This is a genomic window from Actinosynnema sp. ALI-1.44 (assembly GCF_001984155.1).
Classification (GTDB): Bacteria; Actinomycetota; Actinomycetes; order Mycobacteriales; family Pseudonocardiaceae; genus Kibdelosporangium.
In genome coordinates this window covers 307877-323753 of sequence record NZ_MTQO01000045.1, presented here as the reverse complement: position 1 = coordinate 323753, position 15877 = coordinate 307877, and the positions used below count along the sequence as shown (strand labels likewise).

Annotated in this window: 10 protein-coding genes; 8 read left to right on the top strand and 2 right to left on the bottom strand. The window is 68.3% G+C overall.

Going from position 1 to position 15877, the window contains the following annotated elements; translation table 11 throughout:
- Window positions 1–586 precede the first annotated feature (586 nt).
- Complete coding sequence (locus ALI144C_RS22110) at window positions 587–997, bottom strand: hypothetical protein (RefSeq protein ID WP_076989018.1); 411 nt, start codon at window positions 995–997, stop codon at window positions 587–589.
- A 221-nt stretch (window positions 998–1218) separates the two neighbouring features.
- Here ALI144C_RS22110 and ALI144C_RS22105 point away from each other — a divergent pair, with 221 nt between their 5' ends.
- The 8 genes from ALI144C_RS22105 to ALI144C_RS56785 all read left to right on the top strand — a co-directional run bounded on the left by ALI144C_RS22105 (window position 1219) and on the right by ALI144C_RS56785 (window position 12378).
- The gene (locus tag ALI144C_RS22105) at window positions 1219–1689 is read left to right on the top strand and encodes a sigma factor-like helix-turn-helix DNA-binding protein (RefSeq protein ID WP_076989017.1); all 471 of its coding nucleotides are present in this window, start codon (window positions 1219–1221) and stop codon (window positions 1687–1689) included.
- Between the two features lie 61 nt (window positions 1690–1750).
- Window positions 1751–2341: an OB-fold-containig protein gene (locus tag ALI144C_RS22100; protein WP_076989016.1), complete on the top strand. Its 591-nt coding sequence runs from the start codon at window positions 1751–1753 to the stop codon at window positions 2339–2341.
- A 6-nt stretch (window positions 2342–2347) separates the two neighbouring features.
- On the top strand, window positions 2348–4417 hold the full coding sequence (locus ALI144C_RS22095; protein ID WP_076989015.1) for an SPFH domain-containing protein: 2070 nt from the start codon (window positions 2348–2350) through the stop codon (window positions 4415–4417).
- Window positions 4414–9264 carry a DNA repair ATPase gene (locus ALI144C_RS22090; RefSeq protein ID WP_076989014.1) on the top strand — a complete coding sequence of 1617 codons (4851 nt, stop codon included), beginning with the start codon at window positions 4414–4416 and terminating at the stop codon, window positions 9262–9264. The genes ALI144C_RS22095 and ALI144C_RS22090 overlap by 4 nt, the downstream gene beginning before the upstream one ends.
- 75 nt (window positions 9265–9339) lie before the next feature.
- Window positions 9340–10383, top strand: coding sequence for an LLM class flavin-dependent oxidoreductase (locus ALI144C_RS22085; RefSeq protein ID WP_076989013.1), 1044 nt, complete (start codon window positions 9340–9342; stop codon window positions 10381–10383).
- Window positions 10383–10958 carry a hypothetical protein gene (locus ALI144C_RS22080; RefSeq protein WP_076989012.1) on the top strand — a complete coding sequence of 192 codons (576 nt, stop codon included), beginning with the start codon at window positions 10383–10385 and terminating at the stop codon, window positions 10956–10958. The genes ALI144C_RS22085 and ALI144C_RS22080 overlap by 1 nt, the downstream gene beginning before the upstream one ends.
- Window positions 10955–11740 (top strand): class I SAM-dependent methyltransferase, encoded by a 786-nt coding sequence (locus ALI144C_RS22075; RefSeq protein ID WP_168211314.1) that lies wholly within the window; start codon window positions 10955–10957, stop codon window positions 11738–11740. The genes ALI144C_RS22080 and ALI144C_RS22075 overlap by 4 nt, the downstream gene beginning before the upstream one ends.
- A complete protein-coding gene (locus ALI144C_RS56785; protein ID WP_202819019.1) occupies window positions 11707–12378 on the top strand; it encodes a hypothetical protein in 672 nt (223 codons plus the stop codon). Before ALI144C_RS22075 ends, ALI144C_RS56785 begins: the two co-directional genes overlap by 34 nt.
- On the opposite strand, the gene ALI144C_RS22065 is transcribed toward ALI144C_RS56785, so the two are convergent.
- Window positions 12362–15703, bottom strand: a complete 3342-nt coding sequence (locus tag ALI144C_RS22065; RefSeq protein WP_076989010.1) for an AfsR/SARP family transcriptional regulator — start codon at window positions 15701–15703, stop codon at window positions 12362–12364. The genes ALI144C_RS56785 and ALI144C_RS22065 overlap by 17 nt on opposite strands.
- Window positions 15704–15877: the final 174 nt, after the last annotated feature.

Below are 15877 nucleotides of genomic sequence, written 5' to 3'. Positions count from 1 at the left end.
CAGGAGGCGCCCGCGCCCTGGAACCCCGGGTCATAAAAACATGCGCCGGGAGGAACACGGCGCGAAGACCTCCTGCTCAGAGGTCTGCTCCCGGCGAGGGGCCTGTCTTTTCACCCCGTCAGGATCCCAGACTTGACCAGGAGTGAGGCGTGTTCATCGACCCGGAAACGTGAGATCCCAGGCCTGAAAAGATGGGGTCCCTCGCCGGGAGGCAGACCTCTGAGCAGGAGGGGTCGCGGGGTGTTGTCCTCGCGCATGCTTTTCGTGTCCCGGGGTTTCAGGGCGCGGGTGTCCCCTGCCCGTCGACCTGCCCCAGGGAACCACGGACTGTCAAGAGATCCGTATAGCTATCGCTGGGCCCGCCATTGTCGTAGGCGGACCTCCTGACAGCCCGTGGTTGGCTTCGCCCAGGCCGACGGGCAGGAGACACCCCCGAAGCCGACCTCTGCGCTTGCGCGCAAGCCGCCTGCTGTGCGTTTGCTCGCTCGCCGACCTGGGCTGGCCTGTGCTTGCGCGCAAGCCGCCTGCTGTGCGCGCGAGCCGTTGCGGGCTGCTCTGCGCTTGCGCGCGAGCTGGTTGGGGCTGGTCAGGGCTCGTTGGGTTTGTAGCAGGTTGTGAAGCCGTCCGGCTTGCCGCTGCTGTCCGCGAAGATTTTCTCCACTTGTTGCTTGCGGAGGTTCTCCGGGTAGCCGGGCCAGTCCGGTTCCTGGCCGTTGACGTGCAACTCGTCCAGCCAGTAGCCGGACTGACCGGAGACCTTCTCGAACTCGAGGTCGCAGCCCTTCACCCGGACGACCGCCTCGAGCACCTTCGTGCTCGTCTTCACGGTCTTGCCGCCGACCTTCTTCGTCTTCTTCTCCGTCTCCGAAGTCGGCTTCACCGCTCCGAAGCCCGCTGCCTTGAGTTCGTCCGCGAACTTGGACTCGCTGCTCGAACACGCCATCAGCACGCCTGCGGTGCTCGCGACCACCGCCACGAGTGCGACCTTGTTCCTCACGGGCGCAGTGAACCGCGTAGATCAACTGCGCAACGGCGGTTCGGGTGAATAGTTATCAGCCTGTTAGCGTGCCCGATGGGCTGAGTGGAGTATTACCGGCGCGTCCCGAAATCGGGTTGCCACGCAGGGTATTTCTTGAGGAAATCCTGGAAAGTCGCGTAAGTCGGGGGCCTTTCGCCAGTCTCATCCCTGACTGGTCGAGAAAGCCACGGGGAGACGTCATGAGTCTCGGTGCCATCGTTCTCGGAACGATCAAGCCTGTTGTGGTGCGGTACTGCCGCGCGCGGATCGGCAGGCGGGACGGGGCGTTCGCGGTCGCGGACCTCGTCGCGCGTGAATCGTTGTACGCCGTTCTCCGCGCGTTGCCCGAAGGGCATGATCCATTGTTGGCGGTCACTTACCGGATCGCCGCCGAAATGGTTGACAAAGAACTGGACGGCGCGCCTGGCTGCCCCGATTCCGCGCTGGACGTCGCCGCTCTTCCGGCCGACGAGCGGGAAGTGATCGTGCTGCGTGTGCTGTGCGGGCTGACCGCTGAGCAGACCGCGCAGGCCGTGGGGATCGCTGCTGCCGCCGTCCGGCTGGTTCAGCACCGTGCGCTGGGAAAACTGCGAAACACAGCCCAAGTGGACAACCATGTGACACGATTCGGTCACGGGGCTGCCATGGAAACGCTCAGTGAGCGCCGCTGAGTTATAGTCGCCCCGCCGGGCCGATGGGGAAGGCACCGGAGTTCGGCGTCTAGGGGGCGGGTTGGCCGAGTTCTTCCAGGCAACGCTGGCTTTCCCTGCCGTGCTGTTCACTTTCCTGCTCGTCGTCTGCGTCGGTTACTGGCTGTTGACCCTCCTGGGTGCCGTCGACGTCGACGAGGACGCGGGGGACCTGCTCGGAGCGCTCGGTTTCGGCGGCGTGCCGCTGACGATCGCGTTGACACTGACGATCGTGGTCGGCTGGTTCCTCAGCCTGGTCGGCACCGTGCTGCTCGCGGGACTCGGCACCGGCGGGCGGATCGTGCTGGGCACGGTGGTCCTGCTCGTCGCGATCGTCCTGGCATTGCTGGTGACCAGGCTGATGGTGACGCCGTTGCGCGCGGTGTTCCACTCCGGACCCGTCGCGTCGCGCGCCGACTTCGTCGGTCGCACGTGCGTGATCCGCACCGGCACGGTCACGGGGGACTTCGGCCAGGCCGAGGTGCACGCGGAGGACGGTTCCTCCGCTGTCGTCCAGGTTCGCCAGGCCGGCGAGGACGACCTGCGCGCCGGCCGGACGGCGCTGATCTACGACTACGACACCGATGGCGAGTTCTTTTGGGTCGCCCCGGTCGAGACTCATCTGAAGGACTGAAAAGCGATGGACGCTATCGGAATCGGGGCGGGCGTGCTGATCGGCGTCGTGCTGCTCGTCATCCTGATCATCCTGTTCACGGTCAGCAGGCTGTTCCGCAAGATCGAGCAGGGCAAGGCGCTGATCATCTCCAAGGTGCGCAACGTGCACGTCACGTTCACCGGCGCGATCGTGCTGCCCGTGCTGCACCGCGCGGAGGTGATGGACATCTCGGTGAAGACCATCGAGATCAACCGCGCCGGTCAAGAGGGCCTGATCTGCAAGGACAACATCCGCGCGGACATCCGCATCACGTTCTTCGTGCGCGTCAACAAGACCGCGGAAGACGTCATCAAGGTCGCGCAGGCCATCGGGACCGCCCGCGCCAGCGACGAGTCCACGCTGCAGGCGTTGTTCAACGCGAAGTTCTCCGAGGCGCTCAAGACCGTCGGCAAGCAGCTCGACTTCGTCGACCTGTACACCAAGCGCGACGAGTTCCGTGACCAGATCATCCGGGTGATCGGCACCGACCTCAACGGCTACAGCCTCGAGGACGCGGCCATCGACTTCCTCGAGCAGACCCCGATGAGCCACCTCGACCCGGCCAACATCCTCGACGCGCAAGGCATCCGCAAGATCACCGAGCTGACCGCGATCGAGCATGTGCGCACCAACGAGTACCAGCGCAACGAGGAGAAGGAGATCACGCGGCAGAACGTCGACGCCCGTGAGCAGATCCTCGAACTGGAGCGCCGCCAGGCCGACGCGGAGGCCAAGCAGAACCGCGAGGTCCAGACCGTCCGCGCCCGTGAGGAAGCCGAGATCACCAAGGTGCAGGCCGAGGAGCGGCTCAAGGCGCACGCCGCGAACCTGCGCACCGAGGAGCAGCTGGGCATCCAGGACGAGAACCGGGCCCGTGAGATCGCCGTCGCCGCGAAGAACAAGGAACGGGTCATCGCGATCGAGACCGAGCGGATCGAGAAGGACCGCCAGCTCGAGGTGATCGCCCGCGAGCGCGAGACCGAGCTTTCCCGGATCAGCAAGGACAAGGAGCTCGAAGGCGAGAAGCGCGCGATCGCCGAGGTGGTCCGCGAGCGGATCGCGGTCGACAAGACCGTCGCCGAGCAGGAGGAGACGATCAAGCGCCTGCGCGCGGTCGAGGAGGCCGAGCGGATGCGGCAGGCACTGGTCATCCAGGCCGAGGCCGAGGCGCAGGAGAAGCTGGTCAAGGACATCAAGGCCGCCGAGGCGGCCGAGCAGGCAGCGAAGTACGACGCCCGTCGCGAGCTCGCGCTCGCCGAGGCCCGTCAGCAGGCCGCGGAACTGGACACCCGCGCCAAGATCCGGCTCGCCGAGGGCGCGCAGGCACAGGCGGCCGCGGAGGGCCTGGCCAGCGTCCAGGTCAGGGAACGCGACGCGGACGCCATCGAGAAGGTGGGCCGCGCGGAGGCCGTGGTCGAGCGCGAGAAGGCCCTCGCCAAGGCCGAAGCGACCTCGAAGATCGGCCTCGCCGAGGCGAACGTGGACAAGGAGAAGGCCGTCGCGGTCGCGGAAGCGTTGCGCGAGAAGCTCAAGGGCGAGGCCGAGGGGCTCACCGAGAAGGCCGCCGCGCTCGCCGCGATGAACGACGCCACCCGCGAGCACGAGGAATACCGGCTGCGGCTGGAGATGGAGAAGGACATCCGGCTCGCCGGACTGGACGTCCAGCGCCAGGTCGCCGAGTCGCAGGCGTCGGTCATCGCCGCCGGGCTGGAGAAAGCCGACATCGACATCGTCGGCGGCGAGTCGATGTTCTTCGACCGCCTGGTCGGCGCGGTCTCCATGGGCAAGAGCGTCGACGGTTTCGTCGAGCACTCGGCCACCGCGCAGACGCTGGCCAAGCCGTGGCTCAACGGCGAGCGGAACTTCGCCGACGACATCGGCCAGATGCTCAGCGGGATCAGCACGGCCGACGTGCAGAACCTGACCGTGTCGGCGTTGCTGCTCAAGCTGATCGGCGCCGGTGGCAAGGAGTCGGGCAAGCTGCAGGAACTGCTGGAAACCGCGAACCGGCTCGGCATCGGTGAGCACTCGGTGGCGGGCCTGCTGCCCCGATGACCACCGTCGCGCCTGTTTCACTGGACGAGGGCACGTACGAGCTGCTCAGGGCGCGGCTGGCGGAGCACGCCGCCGCGCTCGCGGCCCGTGCCGAGCAGCTGAACACCGAGCGCGTCCAGGTGTTCGGCGGCACCGAACTGCGGCTGATCGGCACGGAACGGATCCGCACGGAGAACAACTGCGTGCCGCGTGACGTCGTGTCGGTCAACGGCTCGATGCTGTTCGGGTACAACGTGTTCATCGGACTGCGGCCGGACACCGAGGTCGACGACGTGTTCTCGCTGCACTCGTTCGTCCGTGACGGCGACGCGTTCCGGTTCGACGACGCCGCGCTGCCGGGTCTGCTCGACGACCCGCAGTTCGTGCACGACTTCGCCGAGCTGTACCGGTACTACAAGGAAACCCGGCTGCTGCAGCTGCGCAAGGTCGAGGGCAAGCTGCTTGCGATCTTCCAGACGGGAGCGAACGCGGGCGACATCAAGGTGATGCGCTGGCTCGTCGCCGCCGACGGCAAGCTGTCCTATGAGGACAACCGGGGCGAGCGCGACCACGTCTTCCCGCCGTCGCACGACTTCGAGTGGACCGAAACCACGCGTGAAGACCACGTGCTCGGCCGCCACCCGCACATCTCGATCCAGAACGAGGTGTTCATCGAGACGGTCGGCGGCGACCTGACCATCAAGCTGGAGAACAACACCGAGACCGGCGAGGGTGTCTACGCCGAGCCGGTCGCCGAACCGCTGCAAAGCCTGGCCGACGCGGCCGTGTGCTACGCCTGTGTCGGTGCGCTGATCCTGCTGAAGATCCAGCCGTACAAGGAAACCGAGTGGCGGTACCTGGTCTTCAACACGCAGACCAAGAGCGTCACGCGGCTCGACGGGATCGGGCAGGCGTGCCAGCGGCTGCCCGAGGACCATGGCATCATCTTTCCCGGCGGCTACTACCTGCTCACCGGCGCCGCGAAGACGTTCGACACGGACGTGGCCAGCCTGGAGTTCGAGCGGGTGATCCGCTCGACCAACGGCGAGGACGTGCTCTACGTCTTCCACGCCCGCGCCGAGGGCAAGTACCTGCTGTTGCCGTACAACGTGATCCGCAAGGAAGTCGGCACCCCGATCCCGTGCCACGGCTGGTCGTTGTTCGACGACGGGACCCTTGTCGTCTTCCGCGCGGTGTCCGACGAGCCCACGCGCGTGCACCCGATGCAGGTCTGGCAGACGCCGTACCTGTCCGACACGTACGCCGCCGCACAGGAGAGCGGGACGGGCCCGCTCGGCCGCGTCGGGAACGCCGACCTGGTCCGGGGAATCTCGGACTGCCTGTCGATCTCCCGGATGGTCGGCGAGATGGCGCCGTCCACCGAGGTCTTCGAAGCACTGATCGCCGCCTGCGACCGGGCCTTCGACCACTACCACTGGCTCGGTGACCAGGAACTCGGCGATCTGCGGACACCGCTGTCGGAGGTGCGCGGCGCCGCCGAGCAGGTGCTCGACGAGTTCGAAGGCGTGCAGGCGCTCACGAACCAGGCCGCGGCGGCGCTGACCCAGTCCGATCAGGACATCGCGTCACTGGTCCGCAAGGTCAGGGGTGAGGCGCCGAAGACGGCCGACGCCTGGGTGTCGCAGCTGGCCGAACTGCGCAAGGCGCAGGGCCACCTGATCACGTTGAAGGAGATGCGGTACATCGACACCGCCCGCATCGAGGAACTGAACACCCTGCTGACCGAGGAACTGGGGACCGCCGCGCAGCGCGCGGTCGAGTTCCTCAGCGGCGAGGACGCGTTCACCGGGTACCACGAGGAAGTCGACCGACTGGTCGCGGAAGGCTCGGCGATCAGGACCGTCGCGGAGGCGGTGCCGGTCCAGGACCGGCTGGCCGACCAGGCCGAGGGGCTCGAACTGCTCACCCAGGTGGTCAGTTCGCTCGACATCGCCGACGCGGTCGTCCGCACCGGGATCCTGTCGCGCGTCGGCGAGGTGCTCGGCGGGATCAACCGGGCACGCGCCACTGTGGACGGACGCCGCCGGGAACTCGCCGCGAGCGAGGGGCGTGCCGAGTTCGCGGCCGAGTTCGCGCTGCTCGGCCAGGCGATCACGGGTGCGCTCGCGGTCGCCGACAGCCCGCAGAAGTGCGACGAGGGCCTCGGCAGGCTGATGCTCCAGCTGGAGAACCTGGAGTCGCGCTTCGGCGAGTTCGACGACTTCATGGCCGAACTCGGCGCCAAACGCACGGACGTCTACGAGGCGTTCTCCGCCCGCAAGCAGGCGTTGCTGGACGAGCGGGCCCGTCGCGCGGACCGGCTGGTTGAGTCCGCCGACCGGATCCTGGGCAGCGTGCAGCGCAGGGCCGGTCAGCTGGCGACGCTGGACGACGTCAACACGTACTTCGCCGGTGACCCGATGGTGGCCAGGCTGCGTTCGGTCGCCGACGACCTGCGCGCACTGGGCGACCAGGTCCGCGCGGACGAGTTGGACGGCCGGATCAAGGCCGCGCGCCAGGAAGCGGGCCGCTCACTGCGTGACCGGCTCGACCTGTACGCCGACGGCGGCGACGCGATCAAGCTCGGCAGGCACGTGTTCGCGGTGAACACGCAGGCCATGGACCTGACCCTGGTGCCGCAGGACGACGGGCTGGCGGTCGGGATCACCGGCACGGACTTCCGCGACCCGGTCGTGGACGCCGAGTTCGAAGCCACCCGGCCGTTCTGGAACCAGCTGCTCGTGTCCGAGACGCCCGCGGTCTACCGTGGCGAATTCCTTGCCACAGTGGAGGTTCCGTCCACGCCGTTGGACGAGGACGCCGCGTTGGAGCACGTCAGGAGGATCGCCGAGACCCGGTACGACGAGGGCTACGAGCGCGGCGTGCACGACCACGACGCGGCCAAGATCCTTGAAGCCATCACGCGCTTGCGCGCGGGTGCGGGCGTTCTGCGCTACCCGCCGCATGCCCGTGCGGCAGCGACGATCTTCTGGGCGTACGGACCGGACGACGCGGCCAAAGCGGCGTGGTCGAGGCGCGCGGGTTCGTTGGCGCGTGCCCGTGCGGCCTTCGGGCACACGTCCGCGATCGACGACCTGGCCGTGGAACTCACGTCCGAGATCACGCAGTTCCTGACCGCGCAAGGACTCGAATCGGATCCCTTGGCCGGGGAGTACCTGTTCGAGGAGCTCTCCAGCGCGCCGTTCGGGTTCGTCACCAGCGCGGGGGCCCGCTCGCTCGTCGAGCGCTTCCGCCGGACGCTGGGCGCACAGGCCAAGGCAGCCAAGGAGTTCGACGAGGACCTGCGCTCGATCGACGGCATCGCCGAGCGGCACCAGCTGATCTCGGCGTGGTTGACGGCGTTCCTGGCCAGCGTCGGCGAAACCAGCCCGGACCTGCCCGAAGCGATCGCCCTTGAGCTGTGCCACGACGTGCCGCGGCACGACTCGTCGGCGGCGCTGGACGCGACGGTCGGCGGCCTGCTGGGCACGCACCCGAGGATCGTGGACCGCAAGCTGACCTTCCGCCTGGACGAACTGCTCGCCAGGACACGCGCCTTCCACACCGAACGCGTCCCGGCTTTCCGCGCGTACCAGCGCAAGCGCGCGGAGCTCGTGGCGACCGAGCGGCTCGCGTTGCGGTTCGAGGAGTACCAGCCGAAGGTGATGAGCGCGTTCGTGCGCAACGGCCTGCTCGACGAGGTCTACCTGCCGCTGATCGGCGACAACCTCGCCAAACAGCTGGGCACAGCCGGTGACTCGAAGCGCACCGACCAGATGGGCCTGCTCCTGCTGATCTCGCCGCCGGGTTACGGCAAGACCACGCTGATGGAGTACGTGGCCAACCGGCTCGGCCTGGTGTTCGTGAAGGTCAACGGCCCGGCGCTGGGACACGCGGTGACGTCGGTCGACCCGGCGGAAGCCCCGAACGCCACGGCACGCCAGGAGATCGAGAAGATCTCGTTCGCACTGGAGATGGGCAGCAACGTCCTGCTGTACCTGGACGACATCCAGCACACGTCACCGGAGCTGTTGCAGAAGTTCATCTCGCTCTGCGACGCGCAGCGCCGGATGGAAGGCGTCTGGAAGGGCCGGACGAAAACCTACGACCTGCGTGGCAAGCGGTTCGCGGTCTGCATGGCAGGCAACCCGTACACCGAGTCAGGGCAACGCTTCCGCATCCCGGACATGCTGGCCAACCGCGCCGACGTCTGGAACCTCGGCGACGTGCTGTCGGGCAAGGAAGACCTCTTCGCGTTGAGCTTCATCGAGAACTCGTTGACGTCCAACGCGGTACTGGCACCGCTGTCCACACGAGACAGGTCGGACGTGCCGAAGCTGGTGCGGCTCGCGAAAGGCGACCCCACGGTCCGGCCCGACCAGCTGGCACACCCGTACTCGTCGGTCGAGCTGGAACAGGTCCTGTCGGTGCTGCGCAAGCTGCTGACCGTGCAGCAGGTGATCCTGGCCAACAACAAGGCGTACATCGCCTCGGCCGCCCAGGCGGACGCGTCCCGCACCGAACCGCCGTACCAGTTGCAGGGCTCGTACCGGAACATGAACAAGCTGGCCGAGAAGATCGTCCCGGCGATGAACGACGCGGAATTGGCGGCCGTGGTCGGCGACCACTACCTGGCCGAAGCGCAGACGCTGACCTCCGGAGCCGAGGCGAACCTGCTCAAACTCGCCGAACTGCGCGGCACGCTCACCGCCGAGCAGGCCAGGCGGTGGGCCGAGGTGAAGGCCGCCTACATGCGTGAACAGGCACTGGGCGGCGACGAGGAGGACCCGATGAGCCGCGCGGTGGGCGCCGTCGGCCTGCTCGCCGACCAGGTCGGCACGATCGCGTCGGCCATCAGGGACAAATAACCCTCACGGGAAGGCGGTTGTCCTAGGAGAATTGACCCATGCCGGACCGGTAGCCGCCTGGCCTACCGTCGGACGATGTCGTCCAGGGTGCGATTCCTGTGGAGCCTGTCCTCGGTCGGCGACCCGCTGCGCCGGTCGCGGGCGTTGACGTCGCTCAGCGGGATGCCGGAGGTGGCCGCACACCTGGACTTCTGCGAACAGGCCGAGACGTGCGGGATCGAGTCCGTGCTGATGGCGTTCGGCTTCACGCGGCCGGATCCGATCGTGTACTCGGCGGTGCTCGGCACCCGGACCGAGCGGATCAAGTTCCTGGTCGCCGTCCGGTCGGGCATCTCGTCGCCGACGTACTTCACCCAGCAGGTCAACACGTTGGCCGCGGTCACGGGCGGACGCGTGTGCCTCAACATCGTGGCCGGGCGAGCCCCGGACGAACTGCGCTACTACGGCGACTTCCTCACGCACGACGAGCGATATCAACGCACAGACGAGTTCTGGACGATCTGCCACGCGCTGTGGCGCCGCGACGGCCCGGTGACGTTCGAAGGCAGGCACTACCGCGTCGAAGACGCCCGGTTGTGCGGTTCGTTCGACGGCGGCAGGCCGGAGATCTACCTCGGTGGCAGCTCGGAGCAGGCCGTCGAGCTGGCGATCCGGCACGCGGACTGCCTGCTCACGTTGCCGGACGCGCCCGTGCGTCTGCGCCGGCGGATCCAGCCCGTGCTCGACAGCGGCACCGAGGTGGGCCTGCTGGTCACGTTGATCTGCCGCCCGACGCACACCGAGGCCGTCGAAGCCGCGCACGCGGTCGTGGCCTCGGCGGGGGAGCAGGCGCGGGGGGTGCACGGGCGGTTGCGTGGCCGTTCGGACTCCGTTGGCTACAAGTCGACTTATGCCCTCGCGGCGCGGGGCTCCGAGTGGGTCACGCCCTACCTGTGGACCGGCGCTGTGCCGTACCTCGGGCCGCCCGGTATCTCGCTGGTCGGCTCGCCGGACGGGATCGTCGAGGCGATCTGCCAGTACCGCTCGGTCGGGGTGACGCGGTTCCTGTTCATGGGGCACCCGGACCTGGAGGAAATGGCGTACTTCGGCGCCGAGGTCCTGCCGAGGGTGACGGCGTAGTGTTCCCCCTGCGGATCCTCCAGCGGGACGTCAAGTCCGAAGTGGAGCAGATCGCCGGGATCCTCGACCCGGGCACGGTCACCGGGACCCCCGCGTACCTGCCCGCGCTGACCGCGCGCGGCTTCGAGGTCGAGCCGACCGGGCCGGTCGACGCGATGGTGATGATGGCCGAGATCGGTGCCCTGATCAGCAACGACACCATCCGTGCCGCGCTGACCGCGGCGCACCGCCGGATCAGGCCGGGCGGGATGCTGGTGTTCGACGTCCTCGACGGGGAATCCGTGCTCACGGCGTCGTTGCCGTTGCGCGGCCTCGTGGAGGAGGCTTCGTTGCTGTGCGGGCACAGCAGCGACGTGCGGACCGACGAACAGGTCTACGAGCTGGACCTGCGCACGTGGCGGCTGATGGGCGACCAGGTCGTGTCCCAGTCGGCGGAAACCCGGCTGATCCGGTACTTCCTGCCGCGTGAGCTGCGGTTGCTGCTGTCGGTCTGCGGGTTCACGCAGCTCGGCGCCGAGCCGTTCACCGATCCGGCGCTGGCGTGGTTCCGGCTGGTCTGGGCGAGCCGGACGTGAACTTCGGCGAACTGCACGCCCGCTGGTACGACCGCTGGCACGCCGCGAAGGACTACGAGTCCGAAGTGGACCAGTTGGGCGCGTTGTTCGGCGGCGGGGTGCGGTCGGTGCTCGACATCGGCTGCGGTACCGGCAGGCACCTCGAACTGCTCGCCAAGGCCGGTTACCGCGTGACCGGCGTGGACCGGTCACCGGACATGGCCGCGATCGCGGAGGCGAGGCTGGCGGCGTACCCGTCGGCCGAGGTGATCGCGGCGGACGCCGCCGACGCCGACCTGGCTGGCTCGTTCGACGCCGTGATCATGATGTTCTCGGTGTTCGGCTACCACACCACGGACTCCGCGTTGTTCGAGACGCTCGCCGTCGCGCACCGCCGCCTGCGACCGGGCGGCATGCTGGTTTTCGACGTCCTCGACGGCGCGGCCGTGCTGCGCAGCGGGGTTCGTGGCGGCTGCACGGTACTGACCGACGGCGGCGAACAGCTGATCCGGCTGTCCGGCGGTTGGATCGACCGGCACGCCCAGGTGTACTCGACGGACGTCCGGTTGTGGATGTTCTCCGGCTCCTCCGTGGTGACCGCCGGGGAGCAGGAGGTGCACCCGATCCGGTACTTCGCGCCCCGCGAGGTCGACCTGATCCTGGACATGGCCGGGTTCGTCCCGCTCGGCTCGGCGCCGCTGGCCGGTGGCCAGGCCGGACCGACCCGCGAGTGGGCAAGGGTTTTCTGGGCCAGGAAAGGAGAACACCCATGGACACCACGCGAGCCGACGCCAAGCAGCTGACCGGTGTCCCGCCGGACTGGTCCGCGCTGGTCGGGTCGTGGGTCAACTCGAACCCGTCGACCGAGTACATCACCCGCGTGGACGTATCGGAATCCATGCGGATCACCTGCCACGGCCTGACCAGCTGGGGCACGGTGCCCGCGAACCCCTACGTGGCAAGCGGAACCAACACCGTGGCCGGGTTCCACGCGCGGTACGCCTTCGGCGACATCCGCACCGAGCTGGCCGCGAACGAGAAGTTCGGAATCCTGGTCATCCAGTCGTACACGGAGTTCACCGACGGACGACTGGGCCACTACTCCCGCGAGTTCTTCCACCGACCGGCACCTGGCGCGCGGGCCCAATGGGTGAACTCGAACCCGTCAACCCAATGGATCACCGGGTTCACGCTCGACGGCGGCACGCTGCACGTCACCGCGGCCGAAGAACCAACCGACTGGGGCACAACGCGAGCAACGCTGTACATGGACAACCTGGGCGAACCCGCGTTCCACGCGGTCTACGACCTGGGGTCGTTTTCGGCGACGCTGGCCGCGAACAGCAACAAGGGCCTGGTCATCATCGCCGCGTTCCTCGACTTCAAGGGAACCCGCGACAACCACCTGTGCAGGGAGTTCTACTTCAGGCAAGGTGGCTAAACTCGGCCCGCCACTTCGTGTACCACGCCTCGAACCACGGGAACCCCTTGCTGAGCGGCACGATCGTGCGCACGGTCTCCCGGTAGTACGACTGCTGTTTCGCCTGCCTCGGGTGCGTTCCCAGCCGCTGGACGTTGCTCATCCGGTCGGCCAGCTTGACCGTCAACGCGTCCTTCGGCGCCGTGGCGAGGCTCGCGAGGTACGCCTCCCGGTCGTCGCCCTTGGTCACCCAGCCGACCAGTTCGGCGACCCGGTCGCCGAACTCCTCCCGGACGGTGTCCAGGTCGCAGTCGGTGTCCTCGACGACGTCGTGCAGCACACCGGCACGCAGCACGTCGATGTCCGTCACGCCCGCGCCTTCGGCCAGGATCGTCACGACTTCCAGCAGGTGCTCCACGTACGGCTCACCGGCGGGGCGCTTCTGGTTGCCGTGCCAGCGCACTGCGAACTCGACTGCCTCGTCCATCGCCGCCAGGTCCGCCACCCGGCCTGCCAGGCGTTCTCTCAGCGCGGGCCAGCCATCGCGGGCCTCGAACGTCTCCAGTGCCACGTCATTGTCCAATTGGGATAGTGCCGCCTCGAACTCGTCCGCCCGTGGGTCCGCGATCCTGCGCATCGTCACCAGCGCCGTGTCCAGCATGTCACGGGCCAGCAGCGGGTGTCCCGCCTTCAGCAGCATCAGACCGAGGTCACCGAGTGCCGCGGCGGCCCACCGCTGGTTGCCGAACTCGCGGAAGATCACGATCGCGGTCCGGAAAGCCCGTGCCGCACCGGCGAAGTCGGCGAGCCGGGTGAGCGCCCAGCCGAGGTGGTACTCGTTCGTCCCGCGCGCCGGGTCGTCCCCGAGCACGAACAGCATCTTCGATGCCTGCTGGTGGCACTCCTTGGCCTTCCTGTAGTCACCGGTCACGGTGTAGGTGACGCCGAGGTTGTCGAGGTTCAACGCGATGCCTCTGGCATACCCGAGTTGCTCGCACAGCACCAACGCCCGCGTGGCGTACTCCTTGGCCTGCTCGTACTCGCCCAGTTCGCCGTACATCAGGCCGACGTTGCCGCACGCCATCGCCTGGCCGCTGACGTGCCCGAGCTCCTTGAACTTCGCCAGGCTCTGGGCGAAGTACCCGACCGCGGCCCGCCGGTCGCCCTTGTTCATCACCTGCGCGCCCAACGAGTTCAGCATGTACGCGCAGCCGAGCGTGTCCTCCGCCGCTTCGGCGGCCGCGTACGCGTCACTCAACAGCGCTGTCCCGTCGTACCCGGGGATTCGCCGGTCGAGGAACGTGAGCATGGCCTGCACGATGCGCCAGGTGTGCCCGGCGAGGTCGTGGGCCGCGGCCCAGCCCGCCGCCGACTTGAGGCAGTCGAACTCCTGCTCGAACCAGAGCATGGCGTCGTTCGAACCGGCGAACCTGGGCGGTTCGATGCGTGCCTCGTACGGCTTGACCCACAGCCGTTGCCGCTGCGGGTGCAACGCGGAATCAGCGCTGACCGTGGCGTGCAGATACCAGTCCAGCACCCGGTGCACCGCGGCTCGCCGGTTGGTGTCCGACTCGTACCGCTCGGCCGTCTCCGTGGCGTAGAGCCGCATCAGGTCGTGCAGTTCATAGCGGTTGCCCCGGCGACGCTCGACCAGGTGCGTCGCCAGCAGCCGGTCCAACGACGCCTTCGCCCGGGGCACCGGCAGGTCCGCGAGAGCAGCCGCGGCTTCGAGGCTGATGTCGTTGGCGGGGTGCAGCCCCATCAACCGGAACATCGCCGCCGCGTCCCGGTCGAGCGCCCGGTATGACCACGACAGCGCGGCTCGCAGGTCGGTGTGCGGGTCGTCCTCGCCGGTGCCGAGGTTGTCCAGACGAGCCTTCTCGTCTTCCAAGGCGTGCACGACCTCAGCCAGCGAACCACTGCGGTCGGATCGCTCGGCGACGATCGAGATCGCCAACGGCAGGTGGTCGCACAGTTCGACCAGGCGCGCGGAGGCAGCGGGTTCGGCGGCCACCCGCTCGGCGCCGACGGACACGCTGAGCAGCTCGACGGCCTGGTCGGCGGGCAACCGGTTGAGCGTGACGCGGTGCGCCCCGTCGCGGATCGACAACCCACGCATCTGGTTGCGGCTGGTGACCACCACCAGACTGCCCGTGCCAGGCAGTAACGGCCGGACCTGGTCGGCGTCACGGGCGTTGTCGAGCAGCATCAACACCTGCAGCCCGGCAAGGCTGCTGCGCAGCAGCGCCGACCGTTCCTCGATGTTCGGCGGGATCAGGGCACTGCTCACGCCCAGGCCACGCAGCAGCGTCTCGGCCGCCGCACCCGGCGTGACCGGTTCGCCGTGGCCGTAGCCGCGCAGGTTCAGGTGCAGCTGAGCGTCCGGGAACCGGTGTGCGATCTGGTGTGCGAAGTGCACGGCCAACGTCGTCTTGCCGGTGCCGGGCGCACCGTCGATCGAGATGATCGTCGGCGCGGACCCCTCGCTGTGCGCGACGGACCGCAGCTGCGCCAGCTCACGGCCGCGGCCGGTGAAGTTCGCGATGTCGTGCGGCAGCTGGCGCAACGTCCGCTGCTGTGCGGCGACGACCGGCACTTCGACACGTCCGGGCAGGTCAAGGCTGGTATCGCCGCGCAGGATCTGTTCGTGCAGCGTCCGCAGCTCGTTGCCGGGGCCCAGGCCGAGCTCGTCGGCCAGCAGCCGCCTGGTCTCGTCGTACGCGGCGAGCGCGTCGGCCTGCCGGCCGGAACGGTAGAGCGCGAGCATGAGGTGGGCGGTGAACCGCTCCCGGTTCGGCTCGGCGGCGACGATCTCCCGCAGTTCGGCGATCAGATCGCGGTGCCGTCCCAGCGAGAGGTCGTCGGTGACGCGCTGGTCGAGCGTGTCCAGCCGCAGCTCCTCAAGGCCGGCGCCGAGCCGGTCGCGGATCATGCCGTTGGCGATGTCCACGAGCACCGGACCCCGCCACAGGTCGAGCGCCTCCCGCAGCAGACGAGCCCTCGGCCCGGCGTCGGGAACGGCACGGGCCTGGTTGACCAACGTCCGGAACCGGTGCGCGTCGATCCGGTCGGGGTCGGTCCGCACCATGTAGCCGGGCCCGTGCCTGAGGATCTGGACGGCGTCGGAATGCACGGTCGCCCGCAACCTGCTGATGTGGCTGCGCAACGTGGTCCCGGCCGTGGACGGCGGTGCGCCGTCCCACAACAGGTCGGCCAGCCGCTCGGCGGACACACTCCGCCCCTGCTCCAGCAGCAGAACCGCGAGCAGGCAACGCTCACGCCGACGGGGAATGGACACCGGCCGGTCAGCGTCGATCTCGAACGGTCCGAGCAGCCGGAACTCCACTCAAGCCAACCTAGCGGATCCGTGTCAGCCATCTGTCAACGATCGCGCAACACGGAACTGGAATGGTTGGTGTGCCGGGTGGGCACGAGGACCCGCTGGGGGTGGGCCCTGGCGTTCGGGGGTGAAAGGGCCGGAAGGAACAGGCCATCAGGGGTACGAGGGAGCGGCGCACGG